The sequence below is a fragment of the Halomonas alkalicola genome (assembly GCF_030704205.1).
GTDB classification, from domain to species: domain Bacteria; phylum Pseudomonadota; class Gammaproteobacteria; order Pseudomonadales; family Halomonadaceae; genus Halomonas; species Halomonas alkalicola.
The window spans coordinates 24,845-48,187 of record NZ_CP131913.1 but is presented as its reverse complement, the minus strand read 5'-3'; the positions used below and the strand labels follow the sequence as shown (position 1 = coordinate 48,187).

The following is a 23,343-nucleotide window of genomic DNA, read 5'->3' as shown; positions in this document are numbered from 1 at the left end:
AGCCCTTTTCCTACTTACTTATAGCTCTTTGGAATCAATGGCGGCCGTCCAAGCAGCCGTGATCGCCGACCGCCGCTCCGGTCGCTCGCTTTCTGATGCTGTGGTGGTCTCGCAGGAGCGTCAGCTCAGTGCGGTCAGCTTCGGTAGCCCCTTCAGCAGCGTCGGCCACCACTTGTCGGCGGCGGCACCCAGATGAACGGTGATTCGCCGAGCGTGCAGCCTCAGCGTGGCGGCGACCTTGAGCACCTGCTCGCGCATCCGGCTCAGGCTCCAGCCTTGTCGGGTTTGCCGCTCCAGGAGGCAGCGCAGGCCATGCAGGACCTGGTAGGCGTAGAGACTGAGCAGCAAGCTCACCTCGTTGCGCGCCATCACGTCCTGAACGGTGGAGGCGCCGCGATCGGTCGACGAGAGGTGCACGTCGAGCGCCGACTTCACTTCGCCCATGTGCGCCTCGGCGCTGCCGCGCTTGCGATAGAGTGCTAGGACCTTCTCTGGCGGCCAGTCGAACTTGCTGAGGTTGGTGACCAGGAAGAAGGCATGCAGCAGCAGGTCATCGGGGCGCTCCTGCACGACCAGCACGACGCGCCGTGGTGCCGGCCAGGAACCGGCTTGGTACTCAAGGTCATGGCACCATTCTCGAGGCTGTTCAGGCGGTCGGCCGCGGGGCCGCTTCAGGTAGGGCGCCGCCAATTTTTGCAGGCCCTTGTGGCTGCGTAACCGGCCCAGATACTCGATGTCGCGCTCTTCCAGCGCCTCCAGCGTGTCGTTGTCGGTGAATCCGGCATCGATGCGCACCCGAACCTGGGCGCCAGTGCTCTCGTTGAGCCGCGTCACCAGATGGGGGATCCATGTATCGGCATTCTCAGCCGGGCCGGCGTTGCCCTCGCGTAGCAGGCCACCGACCATGTCGCCTGTTTCGGCCAGCGAGGCGACCAGCGGCGAGTAGATGCGGGTACCGTAAAGGCCATGGTAGGCCGAGCCACCTTGGTGACCGTGGACCTCGATCGGCAGGCCGTCGATGTCCAGCGTCAGCTGCTTGGGGCGCTCGCCGTTCTTCAGCGAGGTCAGGCGCCAGAGCACCAGCCGCAGCAGGCCTTCGTGCACGGCATCGATGTTGTCGTTGCGGCCGAGGCAGGTCAGCAGCCGCGACAGCGTGGCTTGAGACGGCCGGTCCTGCGCCAATGGCGTCGTCCCGCGCGCGTCGCTACAGGCCAACTGCCAGAGCGGGTCACGGCGCAGCGTGTCGGTATCGCTGAGATCGATCCAGCCCATCGCGCGCTGCAGCACCAGGGTGCGTAGCTGACTGGCCAGGGAGTGGCGGATACGCAGCGGGTGACGCGGATCGACCAGGTTGTCTTCGAGCGCCTCAATCACGCCGCTGTTGTCGAGGGCTTCACGCAGCAACAAAGCGCCGCTGTCGCTGGTGGTGCGGTGGCCGCTCAGCTCGACACGGACAGAGCCGTTGCACGAGGGCGTCCAGGTGGATAGGCTTTCACCCATAGCGGATGGCTCCCTTGGATCAGGTTCTTGGCGGAACACACTGAATTTTCAAGAGGATACCATCCGCTATCTTCGTTTTCAGGCCGGTCTCATGAATAAGGCGGGTTAATGGTTGTTGTAGTGCAAATTTCGTAAACGTTTTTCCTGGAAAAACTGCAACTTACGCTTTTATCTGTCGAACTCGGTGGCACCGGCACAGGAGTTCTTCGGAAAGTATCAATAAGCCCTGAACACCGCAGGTGCTGCGCTTATTGCTTGAATTCAGGGATTATAGCCCACATTAGATTTTTTTTGTCCATTTTTTAAATTACGATGCGAGGCTGAATGTGGATCACCTGCCCCTCGCCCAGACGCGAGCGAAGGGCCTCGTTTTCCGCGAGCAGAACCTCATTGAGTGAGGTCAGACGTGCCACTTGAGTTCTCATATCCTCAAGTTGCTGTCGCAGCATGCGGGATTTTTCACGCAGTTCACGGAGTTGTTGGTGCTTCGCGTCACGCTCGCTACGGCCATCCCGTCCTCGTTCAACGCGTATAGCCTCGGCAATGGCCGGATAGTGGTTGTGGATTAGTGCAGCTGAGACACCCGTCTCGCGCGCTACCGCTGCGATGCTCAAATTCTTGGCGCCGGTGTGGGAGCGACCATGCTTGATGCGCTGTATCGCCATGCGCAGATCTTTCTCGCGCGCGTCCGCGTTCTTCCGTGTCTTATTCATCTGCCATTCTCGGGGCCTCTCCATCCAGGGATTGGATTACATGCTGACAGCGCTGCTGGTCGCGTTTTACCATCTTCCGCCCGCTAGGCCCAATGTCGTCGCAAGAGGCGACTTCGTTGAGGTGCGTTAGCAGCCCCTGATAAATCGGTCGGTGCCGCACGTCGATCACTGCGTTCTTGCAGCCACTGCATCGAGAGCGCTCGATATCGTTGCCAATGCACAGGTTGTCGTCGGCTGTGCACCAAGCATGGCCGTTGCTGCGAATGGACGTACTCTCAGCTAGGGAGCGGACCATATGCTTATGGCTCTTGAACAACGTCACGGGATTCGTTCCACGCCAAGTGGCAATATTCTCCCCGTATCCGCCTGCGAGCGGCGCACCTGGTTCAAGCCAGATCTCAACCACTTCTGACTTGATATTATCTAGCTCGTTCTGCACTTCGGCATACAACGCCATTTCCTGTGATTCGTTCAGAGCGTAGCCGAGAGTCATGTCCATCGACCAGTGCTTGAAGTGCTGTTTAAGGTATCGCAGATCACCGAACTGACTACGTGCCGCGTAATTGGCGAACTTTCGTCTAAACTGATGGCTGGCTATGTCCCAACTCAATTCGCAGTCCCGAACGAACCTTCGTAAATCGTTATTGACTTGTTGATTGGATAGGGTCCGTACTTGGTTCCCTCGGCGTGGCTCGGCGCCAAGAAACACAGCGTACCGATGTTTTAGTGCCGCAGGGATCTCGATATCGTTGGAGTTAGCCTTTCGGCGCTCCGCCACCTCACGTTCAATATCCGCTTGGTAGGGGGCCGCCCAGCGTTCCAAGACACGGATGGCAGTCACTGCCGCTTCAGGGATCATCCATTCGGTCACGCCCTCGCCGGTCTTCGTGGACTTCGCTTCCATCCACCAGTAGCGTAGTGGCTCTTCGCCTTCACGATCACTTGGCTCAAGGGTGCTGCGGACGGCGCCAGATTGCAGGAATGCCAATTCGTGATTTCGGCATCCAGACAAACTGGCGATTACGATGTAGCACGCCGGCCGGATGTCCCGCACTGCCTTGCCGAACTTCGCAGGACCGGCCCAATTCCGCGACTGCAAAAATTTACGCAAGCGTTTGGTAGCGACATGTTTATTCCATTCCTGGCCTTCGTTAGCCTTCAGCTCAACCCACTTATCACGCAGATTCAAGATTGGCGCCGCCCCTTTGATTACGGCCCAGGCGCGCTGGAAGAGCGCCGAAAAGATCTCGTCAGGAATAAGCGGCGTTTTGCCGCCACGGTAGCTTGTGCCTCGGCCTGTCAGATTGGCGATGTGGGAGTAGGACGTATCAGGCCACGGGGGTTCTGGCATGGCGTCGTCCGTGTATTGGCTCAACTCATGTAGCCGTTCGACAGCACACAAGCGGTGTCCTAGAGACGCTGCTTTCAAACGTCGCTCGCCGGTTTTGCTAGCCCAGACGTGGCGCCGGCAAGCTTCGACATACCCTTGACACGTCTCCGCGCGAATATCGCCAAGGCGTGCAATGCCTAAGCTGGCGAGATAGTCAATGAATGGCTTCAAGTCGCTGGCGAGCTTGACTATGACGCGGTCGGTCGGCCGATCCATGCCCACGCGGCCGCGCGTCATGTACCGATAGAGCACCGCCTTCACAACAGGCCGGAATCTCTCGGGAAACCGCTTGAAGTAGACTTGACGGCATCCCTTCGGTTGGTTGGTGGGAGTGTTCACAAAGAGCCATCGCTCATCACCATAGCGGCTCACAACCACCCTGCGGCCCTCCATGATGTAACTGCTGATAATCGTGGCGTCGTCTAACGCCCCGACAGGGTATTCTACCCCTCGGACAAGGGAATCCGTGCGGTTCATGCCAGATCTCCAAGTGACACAAAGATCGTATCACTCGCCCAGAAGGGGTGCGGGTTGTTACGTGCACGCTCGCGTGCCGCATCGACCTGGGCTTGGGTAAATACCTTCTTCGAAAGGCCTTGATAAATAACATCGCGATCGATGAGCCGGGGAATGTGGCTTAGGTGACGTTCCCAACGGCGCCTATCGACGCGAGAGCGTTCTTTAAGCACTCGCCAATAAAACGAGAACAGGCGCCAAAGATCATCACCAGTGACGACGTAGTTGCGGCAACGAAGACAGTTGAGAAAGCTCTGGCACACTTCACCGTCACGCGCGGGCGCAAACTGGCCATGCTGATTGTCGGAGCACCGGCCCACCGGGGTCCTCTCCGTGGCACCTAACGTGTTCGTGATCAATTCCTGCACCAGGCACTGTCCCATGAACAGCCAGTTCTTCACCGCATCCTCCCCCGGCCGAAGGTAGTGCTGATCGGTAATGCGCACCTGGTTACCCGCAGCTACTGCTGTGGTGAGGATGTCGCCATCAAGCAACTCGTAGATCCGATTAACGAACGTCTTTCTCAGTCTTCCGATGGTCAGGCGTAGCGGTCGCCCATCCGAATCCTTGAGGGCATGGTTCGAGACAAAATCGGCGATTTTGTCACTGAGCATAGTCAGCGTGAGAGGCTGTACACACGAGTGTTGATTGCAGGTTGAGTAGTAGAGCCAGACCCGGTCGGCGAGTTCCGCGGGAGCCTGGGCGCGCACGTCGCGGGTCAGCTCGATGACCCGACGAATAAGCCGACCAACGCCGGGTCGAACCGTCGGCATGGACTCAACTACGCGATCAATATCGGACTCCGCACGCAGGGCTACCCTGCTGGAAGTGTGTCCTCGTCGTTTGTAAAAAGCCAGGAACTCAGTGCTGTCTTTCGGATGCGCCCTAAAGCAGTCAATTGGCATCTCGACAAGCGGAGTGGCATTACGGCCGGTGTGAAGGGCCACGACGAAAAGTGCGACGGAGAGCATATAAGAATCAGGCGATTTGGCATCTGCAGAGAAGAGAGGCTGAATCGCACGCCGCAAGGCCACTGCAACCAACCTCCGCTCAGACGCGGACAGAGGCTTTTCGCCCTTGGCGGCGCGGTGCGAGTTAGGATAAGGATTTTTGGGAAAAGTTACTTCATCACCATCGGATACAACCACTATTAACGATCGCCGTGCTAGGGCGGATAGCACCGCCTTGGTGTAATAATAAGACACCCGCTGGGAACACGCAGCGTAGCCTTTGTCACGTAGGAAGCTCATGTAACCGTCGATCATGGTGCGGTCGACGTCGGAGAGGCGCAGCGACCGCTGCAGCGTGGCGGCGTACATGACTGAAAAGTCCAGAAAACGCCTCAGCCCCGTCTGACAATAGCCCAAAATGGTGGATGACTCGATATCTGAGTCCTGCTTGTCAATGAAGCGTTCGATCTGCCGCTGGCAGGCATAGGTGAGATCGTCAATACCAGCGCCATACCATGGTGCAAAATCGAAGACGCGAGCACCATACGGATTGGGACTATAATGCACCTTGGTATCACGCGGGGGAATAGAATCAAGGAGCTTGACGCAACCGGCGCCATCCCGCTCGTGGGTGATCTCCGGAGTAGACAAGTCCGTCTTAAGAAAGACTTTACGCTTACCCATGAACCATACCCGCCAATTCGTCCAACTCCTCTGCGTAGATAAGTACCGCCTCATCGGCCAGTTCATTGATCAAATGCAGATAGACCATCGTAGTTTGGATAGAAGCATGCCCCAGCTGCATTTGCAGGAAGGCAAGCGGCTCTATCTTATTGGTGGCACGGTTGCGCTGTAGGGTAACCAAGGTATGGGTAGCATAGGTATGTCGCAGTTTGTGAGGCCAGACTTGGTAACGTCCCGGGAAGAGGTGTAATTCAGACGGGAGGATGAGGTCACCATGGGCCTTCGATAAAGTTGCAAGTCGCCAAACACGCAACCAACCGAAGGAACCCCACGATGACCAACAAGAGCATGGCACTGACGGAGCTGCTTGAAAAGCGAGCGGTGGCACCGGACTTCCTGCGTGAGACGCTGGCCTTCATGCTCCAGGAGCTGATGGAGCACGAGGTGGCCGAGCTGTGCGGGGCCGATCGCCACGAGCGCTCCGAGGAGCGGGTCAACCGGCGCAATGGCTACCGGGAGCGGCCGTTGGAGACGCGTTTATGGGCCGAGTGGATCTCAAGGTCCCCAAGCTCCGCCAGGGCAGCTACTTCCCCGGCTTCCTCGAGCCGCGGCGGATGAGCGAGCAAGCGCTCACGGCGGTGGTGCAGGAGGCCTACGTGCAGGGCATCTCAACTCGTAAGGTCGACGAGCTGGTCCAGGCCATGGGGATGACCGGGATCTCCAAGTCGCAGGTCTCCCGACTGTGCGCCTCGATCGATGAGCGCGTCCAGAGCTTCCTGGAGCGGCCGCTGGAGGGGCACTGGCCCTACGTATGGCTCGACGCGACCTATATCAAGAGTCGAGAGCACGGCCCGGTAGCGAGCCAGGCGGTGGTGGTGGCCACGGCGGTGAATCAGGACGGTTACCGTGAGGTGCTGGGCCTCTCCGCAGGTCCGGCTGAGACGGAGGGCTTCTGGACGGCGTTCCTACGCTCGCTGGTGGCCCGGGGGCTGAAGGGCACTCGCCTGGTCATCTCCGACGCTCACGAGGGGCTGAAAAAGGCGATCGCGACGGTACTGACTGGGGCGGGCTGGCAACGCTGTCGAGTGCACTTCATGCGCAACGTGCTCTCGCAGGTCCCTAAGGCCCACCAGCCAGCGATCTCGGCGGCGGTGCGCACGGCCTTTGCCCAGCCGGATCAAGCCGCAGCGACGCGCCAGTGGCGGCAGGTGGCCGACAGCCTGCGTGAGCGCTTCGCCAAGGCGGCGGACTGCATGGATAGCGCCGAGGAGGACGTGCTGGCGTTCATGGCCTTCCCGAAAGATCACTGGCCGAAGTTGGCGTCCACGAACTGCTTGGAGCGGCTGAACAAGGAGATCAAACGGCGCAGCAACGTCGTCGGGATCTTCCCCAACAACGCGTCGGTGACGCGCCTGGTCGGAGCGGTACTGCTGGAGCAGAACGATGAATGGCAAGTCAGCCGCCGGTACCTGAGCCTGGAGAGCCTGGCCCCGGTGCTCAAGGAGGCGACTGAGGCAGGCACCGAACAATTGATTCACGAGGAGGCGGCGTAACAGTCAGCGAAGGCCGCGGTGGCCTCACCCGCTGTTACACCACTTGACGGGACACTACCCCAGACTTCCAGCCCGGCCCGGCGTCCAATGAGACGGACGATCCGATCAAGCCCCTTGCCATCCAAGCTGTAAGGCTCCCCCGTTTGGTTTAGAAACAACGGCGCATGCTGGCGACGGCTCAGAGAGGCCCGCTCCCCGCGCCGGTGCTTGGCGTAGAAGTTGAGATTCCCCATGAGATTGCGAGAAATGTAGATGACCCGGGGCTTACTGCCCTTGGTCTTCATGCCGCTCCCGTCCTCTGGATCTAAGGTTACCCTTACATTCCGCGACTGGTCACCTCGAAGCTCAGGATCGAAAATATAACGCAGCGGGAAAGTCGCTAGTTCTTGCTTCCGTAATCCAGTACCCAACGCTAGCCGCACAATCATGTTGTGATGAACGTTGGTCGCTGCCTCCAACAAAAGCGTGATTTCCGATGTAGATAGAAACTTCGGCAAATTGTAATGGGCGCGCGGCATGACGTCGCGCATGGACGCACGGCCACCACTGCTTTCGGTATGCGACAGTAAACGGTGCTTACGTTTAACTATTCGATCCTCGTATCCGAATGGCAGAGTTGTGATCCACCGTTGCCGCTGGGCGTATTCGTAGAAGAGGGTCACATAGGTGAGACGGTTTCGGACAGTGCTGCGTTGTAGCTTCACCGTATACAAGGAGTAGTCTCGGTAAGCCGCAACCAAGCTCTTTGCTTCGCCACGGTCACACTTATCCCATTCCAGCTCGTGAGCCTGCAGAAAGCTGAAATAGTCATACAACGCTCTCCCTACCGGATCCCACGATTTCTGAGATCCTACGGCACCGCGCAGTAGGTAGTAACGCAGAAACAGATTGGCAGGCCGACAGCTCTCCATACTATCCCATAGCAGAATTGGGAACTCAGGATACGCATGCCCGCCGATGACAAGGTCGGTTGTCGACCACACCAGATTCATAAAAAAGTTCTTGCCGGTGCTTGTGCATAAGCAATTACTAGAATTGCTCTCATCTGCTTCTCACCTATTATTTTGTAAAAGCTTGATTGAAAAATAGCTTACTTCCTAACAGTGCGCTAGCTCCCTAACAACGCCCGCTCCGACTTGCGTAGGTGGCTGGCCGATGGCACCCAATGGCGCAGCTGGCCGGCTTGATCAGGCTGGGTCAGGTAGTGGGTGGGCGCCGCCAGGGGCTCGAGTCCGGCCTGTCGGAAGTGACGCATTGAGCGCGGCATATGCGACGCGGAGGTGACCAGCACCACCCGCGCGCCCTCGCCCAGGGCCTCACGAACGGCCTGGGCTTCCAGGCCGGTATCGGTGGGCCAGTCCAGCACCGTCAGGCGCCCTTCCGGCACGCCCAGCTCTGCGGCGGCAGTGGCATAGCCCCGGGCCACCGGGGCAATATCGGGATCACGGCTGGCACCGGTGACCACCAGCGGCAGCTCAGGGTTCTGTCGCCACAGCCGGATGCCCTCCATCAGGCGAATCGCCGAGCTGTCGTTCAAGCGGCTCACGCTCGAGCGCGGCGCCTCGGGTCGCCAACCGCCCCCCAGCACCACCACCGCGACCAAGCCCTCCCCCTCTGGCAGCGTCTGCAGTGCCGGATAGCGCGTCTCGAGCGGTTCCAGGAGACGCTCGGCGACGGGCCCCCAGCTGGCCAGCATCAGAACCGCCAGGCCGATAGCCGCTGCCGCCACACCCGCACGGCGGCAGCGCCAGGCCATCAGCGCGAGGCCCAATGCCATCAGCCCCAGGCTGACGGGCAGCGGCATCAGCAGCTGGGACGCCAGCGCCTTGATCGTATCGTACATGCAACACCACGTTGGCTGGCGGGGTCAGACCCTTAAGGGAATTTAAGGGTCTGACCCCGAAGGGGGCTGAGGTTGGGCTACACTGAGGCAGGCCACCGCACGCCATGAAAGGGGGATTGGCCATGCCCCGCCCGACTCGTATTCTTCTGCCCAGTATACCGGTGCACCTGGTGCAGCGCGGGAACAACCGCGGCACCTGCTTTCACTTCCGCAGCGATGCCGAGCGTTTTCTCGATCTGCTTGACGAGGCTCGCCGGGAGTATCGGGTCGACGTGCACGCCTATGTGCTGATGACCAATCACTTCCACCTGCTGGCCACGCCCCGCGACGACCCGCAGGGCGTCAGCCTGCTGATGAAGAGCCTCGGGCAGCGCTACGCACAGTACTTCAACCGGCGCCATGAGCGTACCGGCGGGCTCTTCGAGGGCCGTTACTACTCCTGCCTCATCGGCGAAGAAGACTACCTCTTCGCCTGCTACCGCTATATCGAGCTGAATCCGGTGCGGGCCGGCATGGTCGCCCATCCCGGCGACTACCGCTGGTCCAGCTACCCGGCCAACGCCCTGGGCGCCGAGGACCCGCGGGTCACGCCCCATGCGCTCTACCTGGCCAGCGCCCGCGACCCCGAGCAGCGCCGGCGCCGGCACCACTACCGCCAGCTCTTCGACGCGCCCCTGCCCGACGCCACCCTGGAGGAGATCCGCCAGCAGACTCGCCGCGGCCACGCCTTCGGCAGCGAGGCCTGGCGGGAACGGCTGTCGGGGCAATCCCCATAGGGGGTCAGACCCTTCAGAAGACTTAGGCGGGGGTTGGCCTAAGTTTGCCGAAGGGTCTGACCCCGAAGGTTGACCCCGAAGGTTGGTTCGCTCAGTCGCTGCCGAAGAGGTCGCGGGTGTAGACCTTCTCGGCGACGTCCTGGAGCTCGGCGGCCATGCGGTTCGACAGGATCACGTCGGCCTCGGCCTTGAAGGCGTGGAGGTCGCGGATCACCCGCGAGCCGTAGAAGGTCTCCTCGGCGAGCACCGGCTCATAGACCACCACCTCGATGCCCTTGGCCTTGATGCGCTTCATCACGCCCTGCATGGCGCTGGCGCGGAAGTTGTCGGAGCCGGTCTTCATGATCAGCCGGTAGACCCCCACCACCCGGGGCTGGCGCTTGAGGATCTGCTCGGCGATGAAGTCCTTGCGGGTGCGGTTGGCATCGACGATGGCCGCGATGATGTTGCTCGGCACGTCCTGGTAGTTGGCCAGGAGCTGCTTGGTGTCCTTGGGCAGGCAGTAGCCGCCGTAGCCGAAGGAGGGGTTGTTGTAGTGCTTTCCGATGCGCGGGTCGAGCCCCACGCCCTCGATGATCTGGCGGGTATCCAGGCCGTGGGTCTCGGCGTAGCTGTCGAGCTCGTTGAAGTAGGCCACCCGCATGGCGAGATAGGTGTTGGCGAAGAGCTTGATCGCCTCCGCCTCGGTGCTGTTGGTGAAGAGCACCGGGATCTCGTCGTCCAGCGCCCCCTGCCTGAGCAGGCCGGCGAAGGCCTCGGCCCGGGCGGAGTGCTCGCCGACGATGATCCGCGACGGGTGCAGGTTATCGTAGAGCGCCCTGCCCTCGCGCAGGAACTCCGGCGAGAAGAGCAGGTTCTCGGTGCCGAAGCGCCGGCTGGCCTCCGCGGTGTAGCCCACCGGCACGGTGGACTTGATCACCATCACCGCGCCCGGATTGATCGCCATCACGTCCTGGATCACCGCCTCGACGCTCGAGGTATCGAAGGTGTTGGTCTTCGGGTCGTAGTCGGTGGGGGTCGCGATCACCACGAAGTCGGCCTCGCGGTAGGCGGCCTCCTTGTTCAGGGTCGCCGTGAAGTCCAGCTGGCGGTGGGCCAGGAACTCGCTGATCTCGGCATCCTCGATGGGCGAGCGCCCCTCGTTCAGCATCGCGACCCGCTCGGGGACGATATCCACCGCCACGACCCGGTTGTGCTGGGCCAGCAGCATGGCGTTGGAGAGACCGACGTAGCCGGTACCGGCAATGGCAATGTTCACAGCAGTTCCTTCTCATGAGCAGCTAGCAGGATCCGATAACCACAGTTGACATCACACGAGCTGTCAACTAGGGTTCACATATGATCAAGCTTATCAAAACCGATGTCTTTGATCAGTGGCTGCGCAGCCTTCGTGACACTCGGGCCCGTGCCAAGATCACGGTGCGGCTCAGACGGCTCAGCCTCGGCAACCCCGGCGATGTCAAACCTGTCGGTGAAGGTATCTCGGAACTGCGCATACCGCATGGCCCCGGCTACCGGGTCTACTACCTTACCCGAGGCCCCATTGTAGTCGTCCTACTCTGCGGGGGCGACAAGGGCAGCCAGCCCAGCGACATGGAGCAAGCCAAAGCCATTGCCAAGCAGTGGAAGGAGTAACCCATGGCAACCCAACCACAGGTGACATTCAGCCACTACGACACCGCCGAGTACCTCCAGACCGAAGAGGAGATCGCCGCCTACCTGGAAGCCGTGATGGAAGAGAATGATCCCTCACTCCTCGCTGCCGCTCTGGGTGACGTTGCCCGTGCACGCAACATGAGCCAGCTGGCCAAAGAGGTCGGCATGAGCCGAGAGGGGCTTTACAAGGCGCTTTCAGGTGAAGGCAATCCCGCCTTCTCCACCATCAACAAGGTCGCCAACGCCCTGGGGCTACAGCTGACCATCAAACCGATGTCCCAGCCTCCGGCCCCTTGACCCTCGCAAGCCCGAAGCGGGCGGAGGGTCAAAGGCAGGGGTCGGACACTTCGGCACACTAAGGCAGGGGTCGGACCCTTCGGCACACTTAGGCGGGGGTTTTGCCTAAGTTTGCCGAAGGGTCTGACCCCGAGGCATCTGACCCCGAGGCATCCTCAGAAAGCCGGTACGGTTCACTTACTACCAGCGCTGCGCCTTGTTGCATTGAGACCGAATATGCTGGCGCTGCTGCTGAAGCCTTACCCAGCCATGTTCGCTCAGCCCTGCATCGCTCAAGGCCTGCCGCAGTTCATCGGCCACCAGCAATTCCTGCAGCCTGGCGGCGAGTGAGTGTATCTCGCGGCGCACGAAGGGGTAGCTGAAGCGACACTCCTTGGCGAAGGCTTGCCAGTCGCGGGGCAGCAGTTGCCGAGAATTGAACCGATCACCGACCGAGAAAGCCAGGTCGCGGTGGTAGCCCAGCACCAGAGTGCCTACCAGGTCGTAGGCGGGGGCGATTTGCCATTGACCTCGCTCGTTCTGTAGCAGCGATAGGTTCTTGGCATGACCATCGGTGTTGCCGACCAGGACGTTGAAAATTTGCCAGCGCAGCAGGTGCTGGATCGAGGTGGCGCTGGGGCGACAGGCTTGTCGGGCCGCGGCAATGCACTGCCCGAAACGCGGGCCATCCGGCACCTGGTACTTCTCGATTCGCGAGAGCCCCATGGCCTGACAGAAGTCTTCCTGATGAAGGCGGCGCAGCGCCTGGGTACCGATATCGCTTCTGTCATAGCGTTCCACCAGCAGGTAGGCATGGCCTTCCGCCTGGCCCAGTGTCGTGGTGGGGCAGGCCAGTCCGGCGAGGCGTGCTAGCGTGTTGAGAAAAAGTTCGTTCAAGACGATCAGTTCGCGGCCTTCCACGGCGAACTTGAGAATATGCGACGAAGGGGTAGCCCCCCGCGGCAGTTTGAGCTCGCCGTTGTCGAGCACTACCGGAATTTTATCCTGAGCTCCTGCCAACGAGAGGCGTGGGAGGTGGTCATCGCCATCGGAGCCCATCAGCGAGTAGCGCTCGCGGTAGGCGGCCCATTGCGCGAGTTTGTCCAGCGCAAGCGGTGTCGTTTCCCATTGGCTGGCCGGCTGCTGCTCAGGCGGAAGAAGAGTGAGTGCGCCGGCGCAGTCGCCACCGATGGCGGCCAGTAGGGCGAAATCGTCGTCGGGGATGGCAAGCCGCTTGAGCAGCGCGGTGCGGGCTTGCTCTTCGGGTAGCAGGTTGCCGAACCAGCGATGGGCCGTTTGTTCTTCGGGTAGCCAGGTGCGTTTTTCCAGCGGCAGGCTGTTGGAAATGGCGTGGCCGGTGGCTTGCCATTCGCTATCGTATTCGAAGCCGATCAGGCGTTCGCCGCTACCTCGCCACAGGGTACCGACCAGGCGATGCTCACGCCAAACGTTCAGGGTATGGTGCTGGCTCATGATGCACCTGTCTCGGGCGGTTCGGCGGTCAGCTCTATTCCCAGGGCATCAAGCACCAGCAGCACGCGCACCAGGCTGCAGGTTTCTCGGCCGTTCTCCAGTTCGCTGAGGAAACGTATGCTCAACCCGCAAAGGCCTGCCAGCGTTTCGAGCGTCAGGTTCTGCTGCTTTCGCGTCTGTCGGATCAGCCGGCCAAGGGTAGCGGCATCATGAATTGGGGTGCCGAGGCGCATGAAACGCTCCAATAGTTTTCCCGTTAGGGAAAATTAAGAGCCTTCGACGCCGGTGTCAATGTAATTATCCCTATCGGGAAAATTCTCTCTCTGCTGGCAGCAGGGCGGTTTGTATCCCGCTAGGGAAACATTCAGCAGGCCCCAGTCTGCGACATGGGACAGCGTTACAGGCAAAGGCACTGCCCTCCCCCCACCCTAGCAGGCAACGCTGCCCACTTCTCAGGCAGCCGCCGGCGATGCCACGGGCTGGCGCAGGAATCAGCCTCCTCGCGCAGCAACAACGCCGAAGCCCGGCACATGGCCGGGCTTCGAAGTTCCCTTAAGGGTACGACCCCTAAGCGGGCTTAAGGGTCTGACCCCGGGGCATCCGAGGTGCTCAGTCGCCGGTGATGCTCGGCATCTGGGCACCCTCGCCGGAGCCGATCAGTCGATGCCGGGCGACGGCTTCGGAAGCATTGATGCAGTTGGGATCATCCTGCAGCTGGCCGGGGTTGTTGCGGCAGCGCTCGACAACCTCTTCGGCCATGCTCAAGTCCTCCGTGTATTCCTCGACGGTATAGACTCTCTCCGCCTCGTTATCGCTCGAACAGCCGGCGACCAGAAACACGGTCAAGAGACCAATGGGCAGTGCGGCGTACTTCATGAAGATCCTTCTCCTTGTGGCGTGCCAAGCACAGTGTGTTGGGGGCGCAGCAGACGCAGCCCACCCCCTTCGTCGTCGTCAGCTTTACAAGCCGACGTGGTTTGCTCATTGACGTCCTCCCCTCCCTCAGCTGCTTAGGCAGCTGCCGCCAACGGCGGAAAGGAAGAGGATTCCTACGGCGCTCAGGCGCGGCATTGAGCCACTCCTGAGTCGCTTCGGTGGGTTCCTGCTGCTGGCGGCCTGACTGCACCACTCACTTCACAGGCGAACCGGGCATGTCCTGCCCTTAGCACATTGATGGCCGCGACCTGGTCGGCATTGGCCTGGTAGCCACATTCGACACAGGCAAAGCGGGCCTGGCTGCGCCGGTTCCCCGCAGCCACATGCCCGCACTCGGGGCAGGTGCGGCTGGTGTTGTGCGGTGGCACAACCACCAGATGCGCCCCGCGCCAGGCCAACTTGTAGTCGAGCTGACGCCGGAACTCGTACCAGCCCTGGTCGAGGATCGAGCGGTTGAGGCCAGATTTCTGCCGGACATGGCGGCCTGGCTGCTCGGCACTGCCTCTGGCCGAGCGCGCCATGTTGCCTACCTGCAGGTCTTCCAGCACCACGAGCGCGTGGTTTTGGCTGATCGTGGTGGAAGCCTTGTGCAGGTAGTCGCGCCGGGCATTGGCGATGTGAGCCTGGCGTTTCTGGACGCGGGCCTTGGCCTTCTTCCAGTTGTTGCTGAACTTGACCTTGCGACTCATGGCTTGCTGCGCCTTGCGCAGCGCCGCCTGGTGCGTTCTGACACTGTTGAGGGGTGCCAGGTAGCTGCCATCGGAGAGTGTGGCGAACCGCGCCACGCCCAGGTCGATGCCCACCGCGCCGCCGGTTGGCGCTGGCACGGCGACCTCGCGCTCGGTCTGAATCGAGACGAACCATCGCCCCGACGACTGGCTGACGGTGACGTTCTTCACCACCCCCAGTACCTCGCGGCTCTTGCGAAAACGCAGCCAGCCGAGCTTGGGCAGGAAGATGCGGCTGTTTCCTTGATCGAGCTTGATCCCGCCTTATTCATGAGACCGGCCTGAAAACGAAGATAGCGGATGGTATCCTCTTGAAAATTCAGTGTGTTCCGCCAAGAACCTGATCCAAGGGAGCCATCCGCTATGGGTGAAAGCCTATCCACCTGGACGCCCTCGTGCAACGGCTCTGTCCGTGTCGAGCTGAGCGGCCACCGCACCACCAGCGACAGCGGCGCTTTGTTGCTGCGTGAAGCCCTCGACAACAGCGGCGTGATTGAGGCGCTCGAAGACAACCTGGTCGATCCGCGTCACCCGCTGCGTATCCGCCACTCCCTGGCCAGTCAGCTACGCACCCTGGTGCTGCAGCGCGCGATGGGCTGGATCGATCTCAGCGATACCGACACGCTGCGCCGTGACCCGCTCTGGCAGTTGGCCTGTAGCGACGCGCGCGGGACGACGCCATTGGCGCAGGACCGGCCGTCTCAAGCCACGCTGTCGCGGCTGCTGACCTGCCTCGGCCGCAACGACAACATCGATGCCGTGCACGAAGGCCTGCTGCGGCTGGTGCTCTGGCGCCTGACCTCGCTGAAGAACGGCGAGCGCCCCAAGCAGCTGACGCTGGACATCGACGGCCTGCCGATCGAGGTCCACGGTCACCAAGGTGGCTCGGCCTACCATGGCCTTTACGGTACCCGCATCTACTCGCCGCTGGTCGCCTCGCTGGCCGAAACAGGCGACATGGTCGGTGGCCTGCTACGCGAGGGCAACGCCGGCCCGGCTGAGAATGCCGATACATGGATCCCCCATCTGGTGACGCGGCTCAACGAGAGCACTGGCGCCCAGGTTCGGGTGCGCATCGATGCCGGATTCACCGACAACGACACGCTGGAGGCGCTGGAAGAGCGCGACATCGAGTATCTGGGCCGGTTACGCAGCCACAAGGGCCTGCAAAAATTGGCGGCGCCCTACCTGAAGCGGCCCCGCGGCCGACCGCCTGAACAGCCTCGAGAATGGTGCCATGACCTTGAGTACCAAGCCGGTTCCTGGCCGGCACCACGGCGCGTCGTGCTGGTCGTGCAGGAGCGCCCCGATGACCTGCTGCTGCATGCCTTCTTCCTGGTCACCAACCTCAGCAAGTTCGACTGGCCGCCAGAGAAGGTCCTAGCACTCTATCGCAAGCGCGGCAGCGCCGAGGCGCACATGGGCGAAGTGAAGTCGGCGCTCGACGTGCACCTCTCGTCGACCGATCGCGGCGCCTCCACCGTTCAGGACGTGATGGCGCGCAACGAGGTGAGCTTGCTGCTCAGTCTCTACGCCTACCAGGTCCTGCATGGCCTGCGCTGCCTCCTGGAGCGGCAAACCCGACAAGGCTGGAGCCTGAGCCGGATGCGCGAGCAGGTGCTCAAGGTCGCCGCCACGCTGAGGCTGCACGCTCGGCGAATCACCGTTCATCTGGGTGCCGCCGCCGACAAGTGGTGGCCGACGCTGCTGAAGGGGCTACCGAAGCTGACCGCACTGAGCTGACGCTCCTGCGAGACCACCACAGCATCAGAAAGCGAGCGACCGGAGCGGCGGTCGGCGATCACGGCTGCTTGGACGGCCGCCATTGATTCCAAAGAGCTATAAGTAAGTAGGAAAAGGGCTGCGTTCTGGCATTACTCAACAGCCACTCGCGCTGAAGAGGCGAATCCTGATAAGCAATGCCAACAGCCAGTACCTTCAGACCGCTCAATCAGCGCCCTCGTGAATAAGGCGGGTTGATCTGTTTCGGATCGGGATAGCGGAAGCTGTCGCGCTGCCCTTTCTTCTTGAAGCGCGGGAAGTCTGCACGCTTGGCGAAGAAGTTAGCGTAGGCGCGCTCCAGATCCTTCAGCGACTGCTGGAGCGGGTGGATCGGGCCATCCCGGAGCCAAGGTGTCTCGGCGCTATTGCGCCAGCCGGTGAGTTGCTTGCACAAAGCCGCGTAGCCCAACTTCTTCTCACCGGCTTCATACTGCTCCTTTTGCAACGCCAGCCCCCGGTTGAAAACGAACCGCGCCATGCCGGCAAACTGGCGCATTTTCCGCACCTGCTCGCCGTTGGGCATCAGCTCATATTTGAAGGCTTGGAGGCGTTGCATAAAGACTCAGAGTTTGTATATGCATCCAGCATTATAGGACGCCTTCGGCGTCCGCGCTATCCTTCCTCGGCCTGAAGTGCCGAGGCTTGTCGCGCCTTTTGGTCACGCGCTCTCACCGGAACGGGTCATACAGCTCGCCTGCCGAGACTTCCGTGTCGCGAAGCGCCAGACGCATTCCCAGAAAGTGGATAGCCTCGAGATCCAACGGTGTGGCACAGAGCAGGTCCAGCAGGCTGTGCTGCTTGAACAGAGGCAGCTGCAGGGTGGCAGTTGGCCGGGGAAAACCGGAGCGTTGCCAATCGAGTGCCGCCCGATGCAGGGCCGAAATACGCTGCAGGGCGCCCCGCCGAGGCTCTGAGCCATCCCGCCAGGCATACAAGGCGGCACGGGAGACTCCGCAGGCATCTGCCAGCTGCTGGTGATTCAGCGCAAAGCTGTCGGCAATAGCGTCCAGCCGCTGCACCAGAGGCGATGCGGCGCTACCGTTGCCATTCGCCTCGTCCCCAGCCCGCAGGCCGGGCAGCTGACGCAGGCCCCTCCGGCTCCCTGAAGCGTCTGAAAAGAAGCGCCGCACAGAGCCGCCGCTGCTGTCCAGCAGCCAATCAGTGAAAGCCGTATCCCCCCAGCCCAGCTCTGCCAGTTGAGGCTGTGCCGGTGCTTGGCTCTGGATGACTAGGACCATCGCTCCCTCCTTGCCCACTCGGTGGTAACGCGCCAGAAGGCCTCCCTCGCGGGTTCATGAAGCGCCTCCAGGCGGCGGTGAACCGCCACCCGAGAAAACGCCTCGGCCTGGTTCTGCTCGGCGCGCCAGAAGTGATCGAAATCGAGCACAGCGGTGAGCCTGTCGCGAGGCACCTCGTCCGGCTGGGCCAGCTGAACATGCGGGTCGATATCCGGCATCACCGCAAGGCCGTGCCCGCTCACCAGGGCGCGCACCACAAGTCGCCCCGCATCGGTCTCCACCTGGGTTTCAGTACGGTGCCCTGCCAGTGGGCCTGCCAGAGACGCCAGGGCAGCCGGCGGCAGCAGGCTGCTGTCCAGGTAGGCCTCCAGCGACTCCCCCTGGCCGGGCACCACCACATCATTGAAACGCAACCCGACGCGCAGCAGCTGGCCGGGTGCCAGGGCCTCTTCCAGCAGGGTCACCGCCTCCATGCAGCGTGCGGCAAAGGCCGGAAATCGAGGGTAGTGGGACGTGATATAAACCAGTCGTTCCGGCTCGACCAGAACCAGGCTATCCCCCGCCTCGGCACGGAACAGGAACCCCCAGCCGCTGGCCTTCTCCTGGCTGCCGTCCGGTGCCAGACGCAGGGTGTGAGTGGTGTACTCCTCCAGCTTGCCGAAGGCCTGCTGCATCTGTTCCTGCAAGGCAAACAGACGACTTACCGACGCCTGCAGGGGCGAGAAACGAAACTCTGCCAGCACCAGCGACAGCGGCTGGCGTTCCAGCTTGGGATAGCGGACCGACTGGCCCATCAGTGCTCCCCCCATCAGAAAACTATACACTCAACTATACACACGACTACCACAGACCACCACTTGGCCCAGGCGTTCGACAGAGCTCAAAGTCACCTTAAGGCTCCGACCCCTAAGCGCCCTTAAGGGCCTGACCCCGAGGGCTGATGAAGCAGGCCACTCGCATGGCCAAGCACGTGCTCGGGCTTGACCCAGGGGCGGATGACGACGGCGCCAACCGGGCGGAGGGTCAAAGGCAGGGGTCGGACACTTCGGCACACTTAGGCGGGGGTTTTGCCTAAGTTTGCCGAAGGGCCTGACCCCGGTGGGCTGAATTGACACCTACATTGCCGAAGGATACGCTCGCCAGCCTCTTCTGCAGAAGCTCGCCGAGAAGACGAGGAAGCCGCTATGATGACCAAAGACGCCAAGACCTGCAGCAGCCCCCTGTCCGCATTCATCCGCGACGCCAGCCCTGAGCGCAAGCGTGATGTCTATCGTCAGGTGATTGAACGCGCCAACCAGCGTCAACAGCTGGTGCTGCAGAAGGCAGCTCACAAGTCTTCTTGATCCTTCGTCGTCGTCCAGGCACCCGCCCCGTAGGCGGGCTTTTCATTACCGCGCTTTACCGAAGTCAACTTTAGGGTACGACCCCTAAGCGGGGCTCGGCCGCAGGGGTCGGACACTTCGGGACACTTAGGCGTGGGTTTTGCCTAAGTTTGCCGAAGGGTCTGACCCCGGGGCTGGCTGCGGGAGGAATCGCAGCGTCGGCAGCAGCATGGGGCCTAGCCCGGACCTCCCGGTTACCTGCAATACCAGCTCACGAATCGCGCCGAGGATCAGGGAGGCGCCATTGACCTCCACGATCTCACGCCGCTTGTCCTTGGGAATGCCATCGGCGACTTCAATCCATGCCTGGGCCTGGATATCTAGGGTATAAGGGGCCCGCTTGCCATCTTCTGGATTGTTGGGGATCGCCACCGTCATTTCGACCATGAACTGCCTGGGATCGTCCTGCTGGCCCTTGGCGAAACCAACGGCAAGATCGGCCACCAACTTCACTCCTTCGAAGTCGAAGGTTGGCGCCCAGTAGCCCTCCGCCTCAGTCAGATCCACCGCCGCTTCTATCAAAATCTTTTTATACAGCAGCTCCTTGAGCTGCAGGGGGGACATTTGCAGTTGGACGCTCATGCCATGGGCTCCTTCAGAGCACTAGGGTTTCCTCGCGCTGGGTCCAGCGGCCGTGATCTTCACCAATACGCGACAATCGAATGACCTGCCGGGGCTCGGAGTAACGATGCTGGACATCGATCGAACGGGACAGCACGGCAACGGTTTGCGCGTAGCGCCCCATGGCAGCCAGGTAATCACAGAATCCCTGGGTGGTAACAGCGCTCGCCAGTTCAGCGTCCCCGGCACGTTGTGCCAGCCAGCGCAATGCCTGCGGCACATCCGCCGCCAGTCGAATCAGGCGGTCCATGGCCTCGGACTGGGCCACATCATCGTTCTCATACTTGGAGAAGGCGACCGGACCGCCGCCGAACAACCGTGCGGCCTGTGCCTGGGAGATACCCAGGCGGTCTCGCAGTGCACGCAGCTCGGCCCCCGTCAACAGGCCATCCACCTCCTTGCGGAAGGCCAGCATCGTGCGCTTGTTGTCGCGCGTCTGCTGGGCACTGGCCTGCTCGGAACCGCAGGCCTGGCAGACAGACATCAGCAACGGCAGGCTCCGTGTATGGCCCTTGTACGTCACCTCGTTCTCGGCGATTTGAGGCGTCAACGTCCCCGCCTCACAGATGGGGCAGAGCATATCCTGGTGGGCTGTCATAGCGCCTCCTTGGCATCAGGTCTGGACATGGCACGACACCGTCAATACCAGGCGTCCACTCTTGGCCAAAGCAAATTTCAGATAGTAGTGTGCTGGGAGTTCACGAAAGGCTCTGTCATTCCATTCATGGCGCGTCAACAGGTAAACGTCGCTGGCCGCCCAGGGGCCGTCGGGCTTCTGCTGGCACCACTCACTGTTTTTGTAACGTCCCTGCTGCAAAGCCGAACGAAGTAGGTCCGCAACGTCATCGGCATCCAGTCCGAGCTCCTGCGCCCTCCTGATCGAGCGCTGCGTCCACAGCACCAACCCCTTGTCCTGCAGTGCCGCTAACACATCTGACGCGGGATAGAGTGGGCCTCCTGCAATGGTACGGTCGTGATCACCGTGCTCCGGCGGCGCTCCAGCATAGCGGCTGACGTTAGTTCTACTTACCATTATGGTAACCACCCCTTGGTATTGCAATAGCCCCGTCCCGGCAGCAGGCGGTTGGACTCGGCCTAACACAAAGGGGCCAGACACTCCAGGAAACTTAGGCGGCTGTTTGCCTAAGTTGGCTGAAGGGTCTGACCCCGGGGGCTGGATGGCGGGAGCGTTCGGTCAGTCGCTGCCGAAGAGGTCGCGGGTGTAGACCTTCTCGGCGACGTCGTTGAGCTCCTCGGCCATGCGGTTGCTCAGGATGACGTCGGAGAGCGCCTTGAAGGCGTCGAGGTCGCGGATCACCCGGGAGCCGTAGAAGGTCTCCTCGGCGAGCACCGGCTCATAGACCACCACCTCGATGCCCTTGGCCTTGATGCGCTTCATCACACCCTGCATGGCGCTGGCGCGGAAGTTATCGGAGCCGGTCTTCATGATCAGCCGGTAGACCCCCACCACCCGCGGCTGGCGCTTTAGGATCTGCTCGGCGATGAAGTCCTTGCGGGTGCGGTTGGCATCGACGATGGCCGCGATGATGTTGCTCGGCACGTCTTGGTAGTTGGCCAGTAGCTGCTTGGTGTCCTTGGGCAGGCAGTAGCCGCCGTAGCCGAAGGAGGGGTTGTTGTAGTGCTTGCCGATGCGCGGGTCGAGCCCCACGCCTTCGATGATCTGGCGGGTATCCAGGCCGTGGGTCTCGGCGTAGCTGTCCAGCTCGTTGAAGTAGGCCACCCGCATGGCGAGATAGGTGTTGGCGAAGAGCTTGATCGCCTCCGCCTCGGTGCTGTTGGTGAAGAGCACCGGGATTTCGTCGTCCAGCGCCCCCTGCCTGAGCAGGCCGGCGAAGGTCTCGGCCCGGGCGGAGTGCTCGCCGACGATGATCCGCGACGGGTGGAGATTGTCGTAGAGCGCCCTGCCCTCGCGCAGGAACTCCGGCGAGAAGAGCAGGTTCTCGGTGCCGAAGCGCCGGCTCGCCTCCGCGGTGTAGCCCACCGGCACGGTGGACTTGATCACCATCACCGCCGCCGGATTGATCGCCATCACGTCCTGGATCACCGCCTCGACGCTCGAGGTATCGAAGGTGTTGGTCTTCGGGTCGTAGTCGGTGGGGGGGTCGCGATCACCACGAAGTCGGCCTCGCGGTAGGCGGCCTCCTTGTTCAGGGTCGCCGTGAAGTCCAGCTGGCGGTGGGCCAGGAACTCGCTGATCTCGGCATCCTCGATGGGCGAGCGCCCCTCGTTCAGCATCGCGACCCGCTCGGGGACGATATCCACCGCCACGACCCGGTTGTGCTGGGCCAGCAGCATGGCGTTGGAGAGACCGACGTAGCCGGTACCGGCAATGGCTATGTTCACAGCAGTTCCTTATGTTTCAAGCTTTGACATCCGGGTCTGATCCCACCGGCGCCGCGCCTCACCGGGTCAGACTCCCGGCGGCGAGCACCGCCCAAGCTACTGGCACCACACAGGCCTGGCAAGGTGGCAGGGGTCTGACCCAAGGGGCTGACCCAAGGAGCTACGCCAGTGGCTTCCAGGTTGACTGAGGTTGGCCGAAGGGTCAGACCCCTAAATCGGCTTAAGGGTCTGACCCCGCCAGCGGGTCACAGGCCGAGCTCCTTGCGGGCAAACGTCTTGAGCCTATGTGGTCTCACGCCAATCAGCCGGTAGGCATCTCTCAGCAACAGCCGCCCGCTCATCGCCTCACTTGCCACCGCCTGGGCCAGGCGTTTGCTGACCCGCCCGGGGACCACACGATCGAAGCTTGGTCCACCGCGTTCTTCCCTATGGCGGTAGGCCTCCAGCCGATTGACCACATATTGCCGGTAGTCCTGCTCTGCAATCAGTTCGAGTTCCTGGGCCCGGCGAGCAATCACCCACTGGCTCACATGAAAATGCGCGGCCAGCGGCGCCAGGTTGGCTTTCCAATCCTCTACTTCCTGCCACAGTGGCAAAAACTCTGCCTCCGGCACCAGAAATTCCGCCGCGACCGCATGGCACAGCTTCTCGGTGCGCCTGCGGTTGGCTGGATCGCCATCGGAAATCCCGGACTCTCCCAGCCAGATATGAGCCAGCTCATGCACAAGCGTGAACAGGCGCGCTTCAGGCACATCGGCCGCATTGATGAAGATCACCGGTGCGACGGGGTCGGCGATAGCGAAGCCGCGAAATTCCTCCACGCTCAACACTCGCCGCGTGTTGTTCCCGACAATGCCGCTGCGCATGACAAGAATGCCCAGCCGCTCGATGCGCTGAACCAGATCGCGGAAGTACGCTTCCCAATTCCCTCTGTTCGGATTCAGTGTCTTGCTGGGCAAAGT

The 23,343-nt window shown here is 61.6% G+C and carries 24 protein-coding genes and 2 pseudogenes; 7 read left to right on the top strand and 19 right to left on the bottom strand.

Translation table 11 applies throughout. The features are described 5' to 3' along the window. Window positions 1-120: 120 nt before the first annotated feature. The 4 genes from B6N23_RS00240 to B6N23_RS00225 all read right to left on the bottom strand — a co-directional run bounded on the left by B6N23_RS00240 (window position 121) and on the right by B6N23_RS00225 (window position 5,753). Complete coding sequence (locus B6N23_RS00240; RefSeq protein ID WP_305501048.1) at window positions 121-1,539, bottom strand: IS1380 family transposase; 1,419 nt, start codon at window positions 1,537-1,539, stop codon at window positions 121-123. A gap of 263 nt (window positions 1,540-1,802) precedes the next feature. Next, window positions 1,803-2,213, bottom strand: coding sequence for a hypothetical protein (locus tag B6N23_RS00235; protein ID WP_305501078.1), 411 nt, complete (start codon window positions 2,211-2,213; stop codon window positions 1,803-1,805). Next, entirely contained in the window at window positions 2,206-4,080 is a 1,875-nt protein-coding gene (locus tag B6N23_RS00230; protein WP_305501077.1) for a site-specific integrase, read from the bottom strand. Before B6N23_RS00230 ends, B6N23_RS00235 begins: the two co-directional genes overlap by 8 nt. Beyond that, window positions 4,077-5,753, bottom strand: coding sequence for a hypothetical protein (locus B6N23_RS00225; RefSeq protein ID WP_305501075.1), 1,677 nt, complete (start codon window positions 5,751-5,753; stop codon window positions 4,077-4,079). Before B6N23_RS00225 ends, B6N23_RS00230 begins: the two co-directional genes overlap by 4 nt. Here B6N23_RS00225 and B6N23_RS17085 point away from each other — a divergent pair. Both B6N23_RS17085 and B6N23_RS00215 read left to right on the top strand, forming a co-directional pair. Next, window positions 5,752-5,925 (top strand): hypothetical protein, encoded by a 174-nt coding sequence (locus B6N23_RS17085; RefSeq protein ID WP_305501073.1) that lies wholly within the window; start codon window positions 5,752-5,754, stop codon window positions 5,923-5,925. The genes B6N23_RS00225 and B6N23_RS17085 overlap by 2 nt on opposite strands. A gap of 161 nt (window positions 5,926-6,086) precedes the next feature. Beyond that, window positions 6,087-7,306, top strand: a pseudogene (locus B6N23_RS00215) (IS256 family transposase). Here the strand turns inward: B6N23_RS00215 and B6N23_RS00210 are convergent. Together B6N23_RS00210 and B6N23_RS00205 are read right to left on the bottom strand one after the other, a co-directional pair. Next, window positions 7,288-8,298 (bottom strand): tyrosine-type recombinase/integrase, encoded by a 1,011-nt coding sequence (locus tag B6N23_RS00210; RefSeq protein WP_305501068.1) that lies wholly within the window; start codon window positions 8,296-8,298, stop codon window positions 7,288-7,290. The pseudogene B6N23_RS00215 and the gene B6N23_RS00210 overlap by 19 nt on opposite strands. Window positions 8,299-8,414: 116 nt before the next feature. After that, a complete protein-coding gene (locus B6N23_RS00205; RefSeq protein ID WP_305501064.1) occupies window positions 8,415-9,149 on the bottom strand; it encodes an ElyC/SanA/YdcF family protein in 735 nt (244 codons plus the stop codon). Window positions 9,150-9,271: 122 nt separating this feature from the next. Here B6N23_RS00205 and B6N23_RS00200 point away from each other — a divergent pair, with 122 nt between their 5' ends. Beyond that, the gene (locus B6N23_RS00200; RefSeq protein WP_305501062.1) at window positions 9,272-9,925 is read left to right on the top strand and encodes a transposase; all 654 of its coding nucleotides are present in this window, start codon (window positions 9,272-9,274) and stop codon (window positions 9,923-9,925) included. A 91-nt stretch (window positions 9,926-10,016) separates the two neighbouring features. Here the strand turns inward: B6N23_RS00200 and B6N23_RS00195 are convergent, their stop codons facing one another. Beyond that, window positions 10,017-11,183: a nucleotide sugar dehydrogenase gene (locus B6N23_RS00195; protein ID WP_305501060.1), complete on the bottom strand. Its 1,167-nt coding sequence runs from the start codon at window positions 11,181-11,183 to the stop codon at window positions 10,017-10,019. A gap of 80 nt (window positions 11,184-11,263) precedes the next feature. On the opposite strand from B6N23_RS00195, the gene B6N23_RS00190 reads away from it, so the two are divergent. Together B6N23_RS00190 and B6N23_RS00185 are read left to right on the top strand one after the other, a co-directional pair. Beyond that, window positions 11,264-11,560 carry a type II toxin-antitoxin system RelE/ParE family toxin gene (locus B6N23_RS00190; RefSeq protein ID WP_305501058.1) on the top strand — a complete coding sequence of 99 codons (297 nt, stop codon included), beginning with the start codon at window positions 11,264-11,266 and terminating at the stop codon, window positions 11,558-11,560. 3 nt (window positions 11,561-11,563) lie between these two features. Then, on the top strand, window positions 11,564-11,878 hold the full coding sequence (locus B6N23_RS00185) for an addiction module antidote protein (RefSeq protein WP_305501056.1): 315 nt from the start codon (window positions 11,564-11,566) through the stop codon (window positions 11,876-11,878). Window positions 11,879-12,058: 180 nt separating this feature from the next. On the opposite strand, the gene B6N23_RS00180 is transcribed toward B6N23_RS00185, so the two are convergent. The 4 genes from B6N23_RS00180 to B6N23_RS00165 form a co-directional block, all read right to left on the bottom strand. Next, window positions 12,059-13,330: a type II toxin-antitoxin system HipA family toxin gene (locus B6N23_RS00180; RefSeq protein ID WP_305501054.1), complete on the bottom strand. Its 1,272-nt coding sequence runs from the start codon at window positions 13,328-13,330 to the stop codon at window positions 12,059-12,061. After that, a complete protein-coding gene (locus B6N23_RS00175) occupies window positions 13,327-13,563 on the bottom strand; it encodes a helix-turn-helix domain-containing protein (protein ID WP_305501052.1) in 237 nt (78 codons plus the stop codon). Before B6N23_RS00175 ends, B6N23_RS00180 begins: the two co-directional genes overlap by 4 nt. A gap of 376 nt (window positions 13,564-13,939) precedes the next feature. Continuing rightward, on the bottom strand, window positions 13,940-14,206 hold the full coding sequence (locus B6N23_RS00170) for an EexN family lipoprotein (protein WP_305501050.1): 267 nt from the start codon (window positions 14,204-14,206) through the stop codon (window positions 13,940-13,942). A gap of 182 nt (window positions 14,207-14,388) precedes the next feature. After that, window positions 14,389-15,225, bottom strand: a complete 837-nt coding sequence (locus B6N23_RS00165; RefSeq protein ID WP_439649850.1) for an RNA-guided endonuclease InsQ/TnpB family protein — start codon at window positions 15,223-15,225, stop codon at window positions 14,389-14,391. Between the two features lie 93 nt (window positions 15,226-15,318). Between B6N23_RS00165 and B6N23_RS00160 the strand changes: the two genes are divergently transcribed. Next, the gene (locus B6N23_RS00160; protein WP_305501048.1) at window positions 15,319-16,737 is read left to right on the top strand and encodes an IS1380 family transposase; all 1,419 of its coding nucleotides are present in this window, start codon (window positions 15,319-15,321) and stop codon (window positions 16,735-16,737) included. A 208-nt stretch (window positions 16,738-16,945) separates the two neighbouring features. On the opposite strand, the gene B6N23_RS00155 is transcribed toward B6N23_RS00160, so the two are convergent. From B6N23_RS00155 to B6N23_RS00145, 3 genes are all read right to left on the bottom strand, one after another. After that, window positions 16,946-17,332, bottom strand: coding sequence for an RNA-guided endonuclease InsQ/TnpB family protein (locus B6N23_RS00155; RefSeq protein ID WP_305501045.1), 387 nt, complete (start codon window positions 17,330-17,332; stop codon window positions 16,946-16,948). Window positions 17,333-17,444: 112 nt separating this feature from the next. Next, window positions 17,445-18,014 carry a hypothetical protein gene (locus B6N23_RS00150; RefSeq protein ID WP_305501043.1) on the bottom strand — a complete coding sequence of 190 codons (570 nt, stop codon included), beginning with the start codon at window positions 18,012-18,014 and terminating at the stop codon, window positions 17,445-17,447. Beyond that, window positions 18,005-18,808 carry a TIGR04255 family protein gene (locus B6N23_RS00145; protein WP_305501040.1) on the bottom strand — a complete coding sequence of 268 codons (804 nt, stop codon included), beginning with the start codon at window positions 18,806-18,808 and terminating at the stop codon, window positions 18,005-18,007. Before B6N23_RS00145 ends, B6N23_RS00150 begins: the two co-directional genes overlap by 10 nt. Before the next feature lie 390 nt (window positions 18,809-19,198). Between B6N23_RS00145 and B6N23_RS00140 the strand changes: the two genes are divergently transcribed. After that, window positions 19,199-19,357 (top strand): hypothetical protein, encoded by a 159-nt coding sequence (locus B6N23_RS00140; RefSeq protein WP_305501038.1) that lies wholly within the window; start codon window positions 19,199-19,201, stop codon window positions 19,355-19,357. A gap of 126 nt (window positions 19,358-19,483) precedes the next feature. On the opposite strand, the gene B6N23_RS00135 is transcribed toward B6N23_RS00140, so the two are convergent. The 5 genes and pseudogenes from B6N23_RS00135 to B6N23_RS00115 all read right to left on the bottom strand — a co-directional run bounded on the left by B6N23_RS00135 (window position 19,484) and on the right by B6N23_RS00115 (window position 23,340). After that, complete coding sequence (locus B6N23_RS00135) at window positions 19,484-19,978, bottom strand: hypothetical protein (RefSeq protein WP_305501036.1); 495 nt, start codon at window positions 19,976-19,978, stop codon at window positions 19,484-19,486. A gap of 13 nt (window positions 19,979-19,991) precedes the next feature. Next, entirely contained in the window at window positions 19,992-20,615 is a 624-nt protein-coding gene (locus B6N23_RS00130) for a type II toxin-antitoxin system MqsA family antitoxin (RefSeq protein ID WP_305501034.1), read from the bottom strand. Window positions 20,616-20,630: 15 nt separating this feature from the next. Next, window positions 20,631-20,918, bottom strand: coding sequence for a hypothetical protein (locus tag B6N23_RS00125; protein ID WP_305501032.1), 288 nt, complete (start codon window positions 20,916-20,918; stop codon window positions 20,631-20,633). A gap of 294 nt (window positions 20,919-21,212) precedes the next feature. Beyond that, a pseudogene (locus B6N23_RS00120) lies at window positions 21,213-22,381 on the bottom strand (nucleotide sugar dehydrogenase). Window positions 22,382-22,626: 245 nt separating this feature from the next. Continuing rightward, complete coding sequence (locus tag B6N23_RS00115) at window positions 22,627-23,340, bottom strand: ImmA/IrrE family metallo-endopeptidase (protein ID WP_305501030.1); 714 nt, start codon at window positions 23,338-23,340, stop codon at window positions 22,627-22,629. Window positions 23,341-23,343 lie beyond the last annotated feature (3 nt).

Excerpts from the sequence above, each read along its gene's own strand:
- B6N23_RS00235 (WP_305501078.1), bottom strand. The coding sequence starts at position 2,213 with ATGAATAAGACACGGAAGAACGCGGACGCGCGCGAGAAAGATCTGCGC.
- B6N23_RS00230 (WP_305501077.1), bottom strand. The coding sequence starts at position 4,080 with ATGAACCGCACGGATTCCCTTGTCCGAGGGGTAGAATACCCTGTCGGG.
- B6N23_RS17085 (WP_305501073.1), top strand. The coding sequence starts at position 5,752 with ATGAACCATACCCGCCAATTCGTCCAACTCCTCTGCGTAGATAAGTAC.
- B6N23_RS00225 (WP_305501075.1), bottom strand. The coding sequence starts at position 5,753 with ATGGGTAAGCGTAAAGTCTTTCTTAAGACGGACTTGTCTACTCCGGAG.
- B6N23_RS00210 (WP_305501068.1), bottom strand. The coding sequence starts at position 8,298 with ATGAATCTGGTGTGGTCGACAACCGACCTTGTCATCGGCGGGCATGCG.
- B6N23_RS00205 (WP_305501064.1), bottom strand. The coding sequence starts at position 9,149 with ATGTACGATACGATCAAGGCGCTGGCGTCCCAGCTGCTGATGCCGCTG.
- B6N23_RS00200 (WP_305501062.1), top strand. The coding sequence starts at position 9,272 with ATGCCCCGCCCGACTCGTATTCTTCTGCCCAGTATACCGGTGCACCTG.
- B6N23_RS00190 (WP_305501058.1), top strand. The coding sequence starts at position 11,264 with ATGATCAAGCTTATCAAAACCGATGTCTTTGATCAGTGGCTGCGCAGC.
- B6N23_RS00185 (WP_305501056.1), top strand. The coding sequence starts at position 11,564 with ATGGCAACCCAACCACAGGTGACATTCAGCCACTACGACACCGCCGAG.
- B6N23_RS00180 (WP_305501054.1), bottom strand. The coding sequence starts at position 13,330 with ATGAGCCAGCACCATACCCTGAACGTTTGGCGTGAGCATCGCCTGGTC.
- B6N23_RS00175 (WP_305501052.1), bottom strand. The coding sequence starts at position 13,563 with ATGCGCCTCGGCACCCCAATTCATGATGCCGCTACCCTTGGCCGGCTG.
- B6N23_RS00170 (WP_305501050.1), bottom strand. The coding sequence starts at position 14,206 with ATGAAGTACGCCGCACTGCCCATTGGTCTCTTGACCGTGTTTCTGGTC.
- B6N23_RS00155 (WP_305501045.1), bottom strand. The coding sequence starts at position 17,332 with ATGCAACGCCTCCAAGCCTTCAAATATGAGCTGATGCCCAACGGCGAG.
- B6N23_RS00150 (WP_305501043.1), bottom strand. The coding sequence starts at position 18,014 with ATGGTCCTAGTCATCCAGAGCCAAGCACCGGCACAGCCTCAACTGGCA.
- B6N23_RS00145 (WP_305501040.1), bottom strand. The coding sequence starts at position 18,808 with ATGGGCCAGTCGGTCCGCTATCCCAAGCTGGAACGCCAGCCGCTGTCG.
- B6N23_RS00140 (WP_305501038.1), top strand. The coding sequence starts at position 19,199 with ATGATGACCAAAGACGCCAAGACCTGCAGCAGCCCCCTGTCCGCATTC.
- B6N23_RS00135 (WP_305501036.1), bottom strand. The coding sequence starts at position 19,978 with ATGAGCGTCCAACTGCAAATGTCCCCCCTGCAGCTCAAGGAGCTGCTG.
- B6N23_RS00130 (WP_305501034.1), bottom strand. The coding sequence starts at position 20,615 with ATGACAGCCCACCAGGATATGCTCTGCCCCATCTGTGAGGCGGGGACG.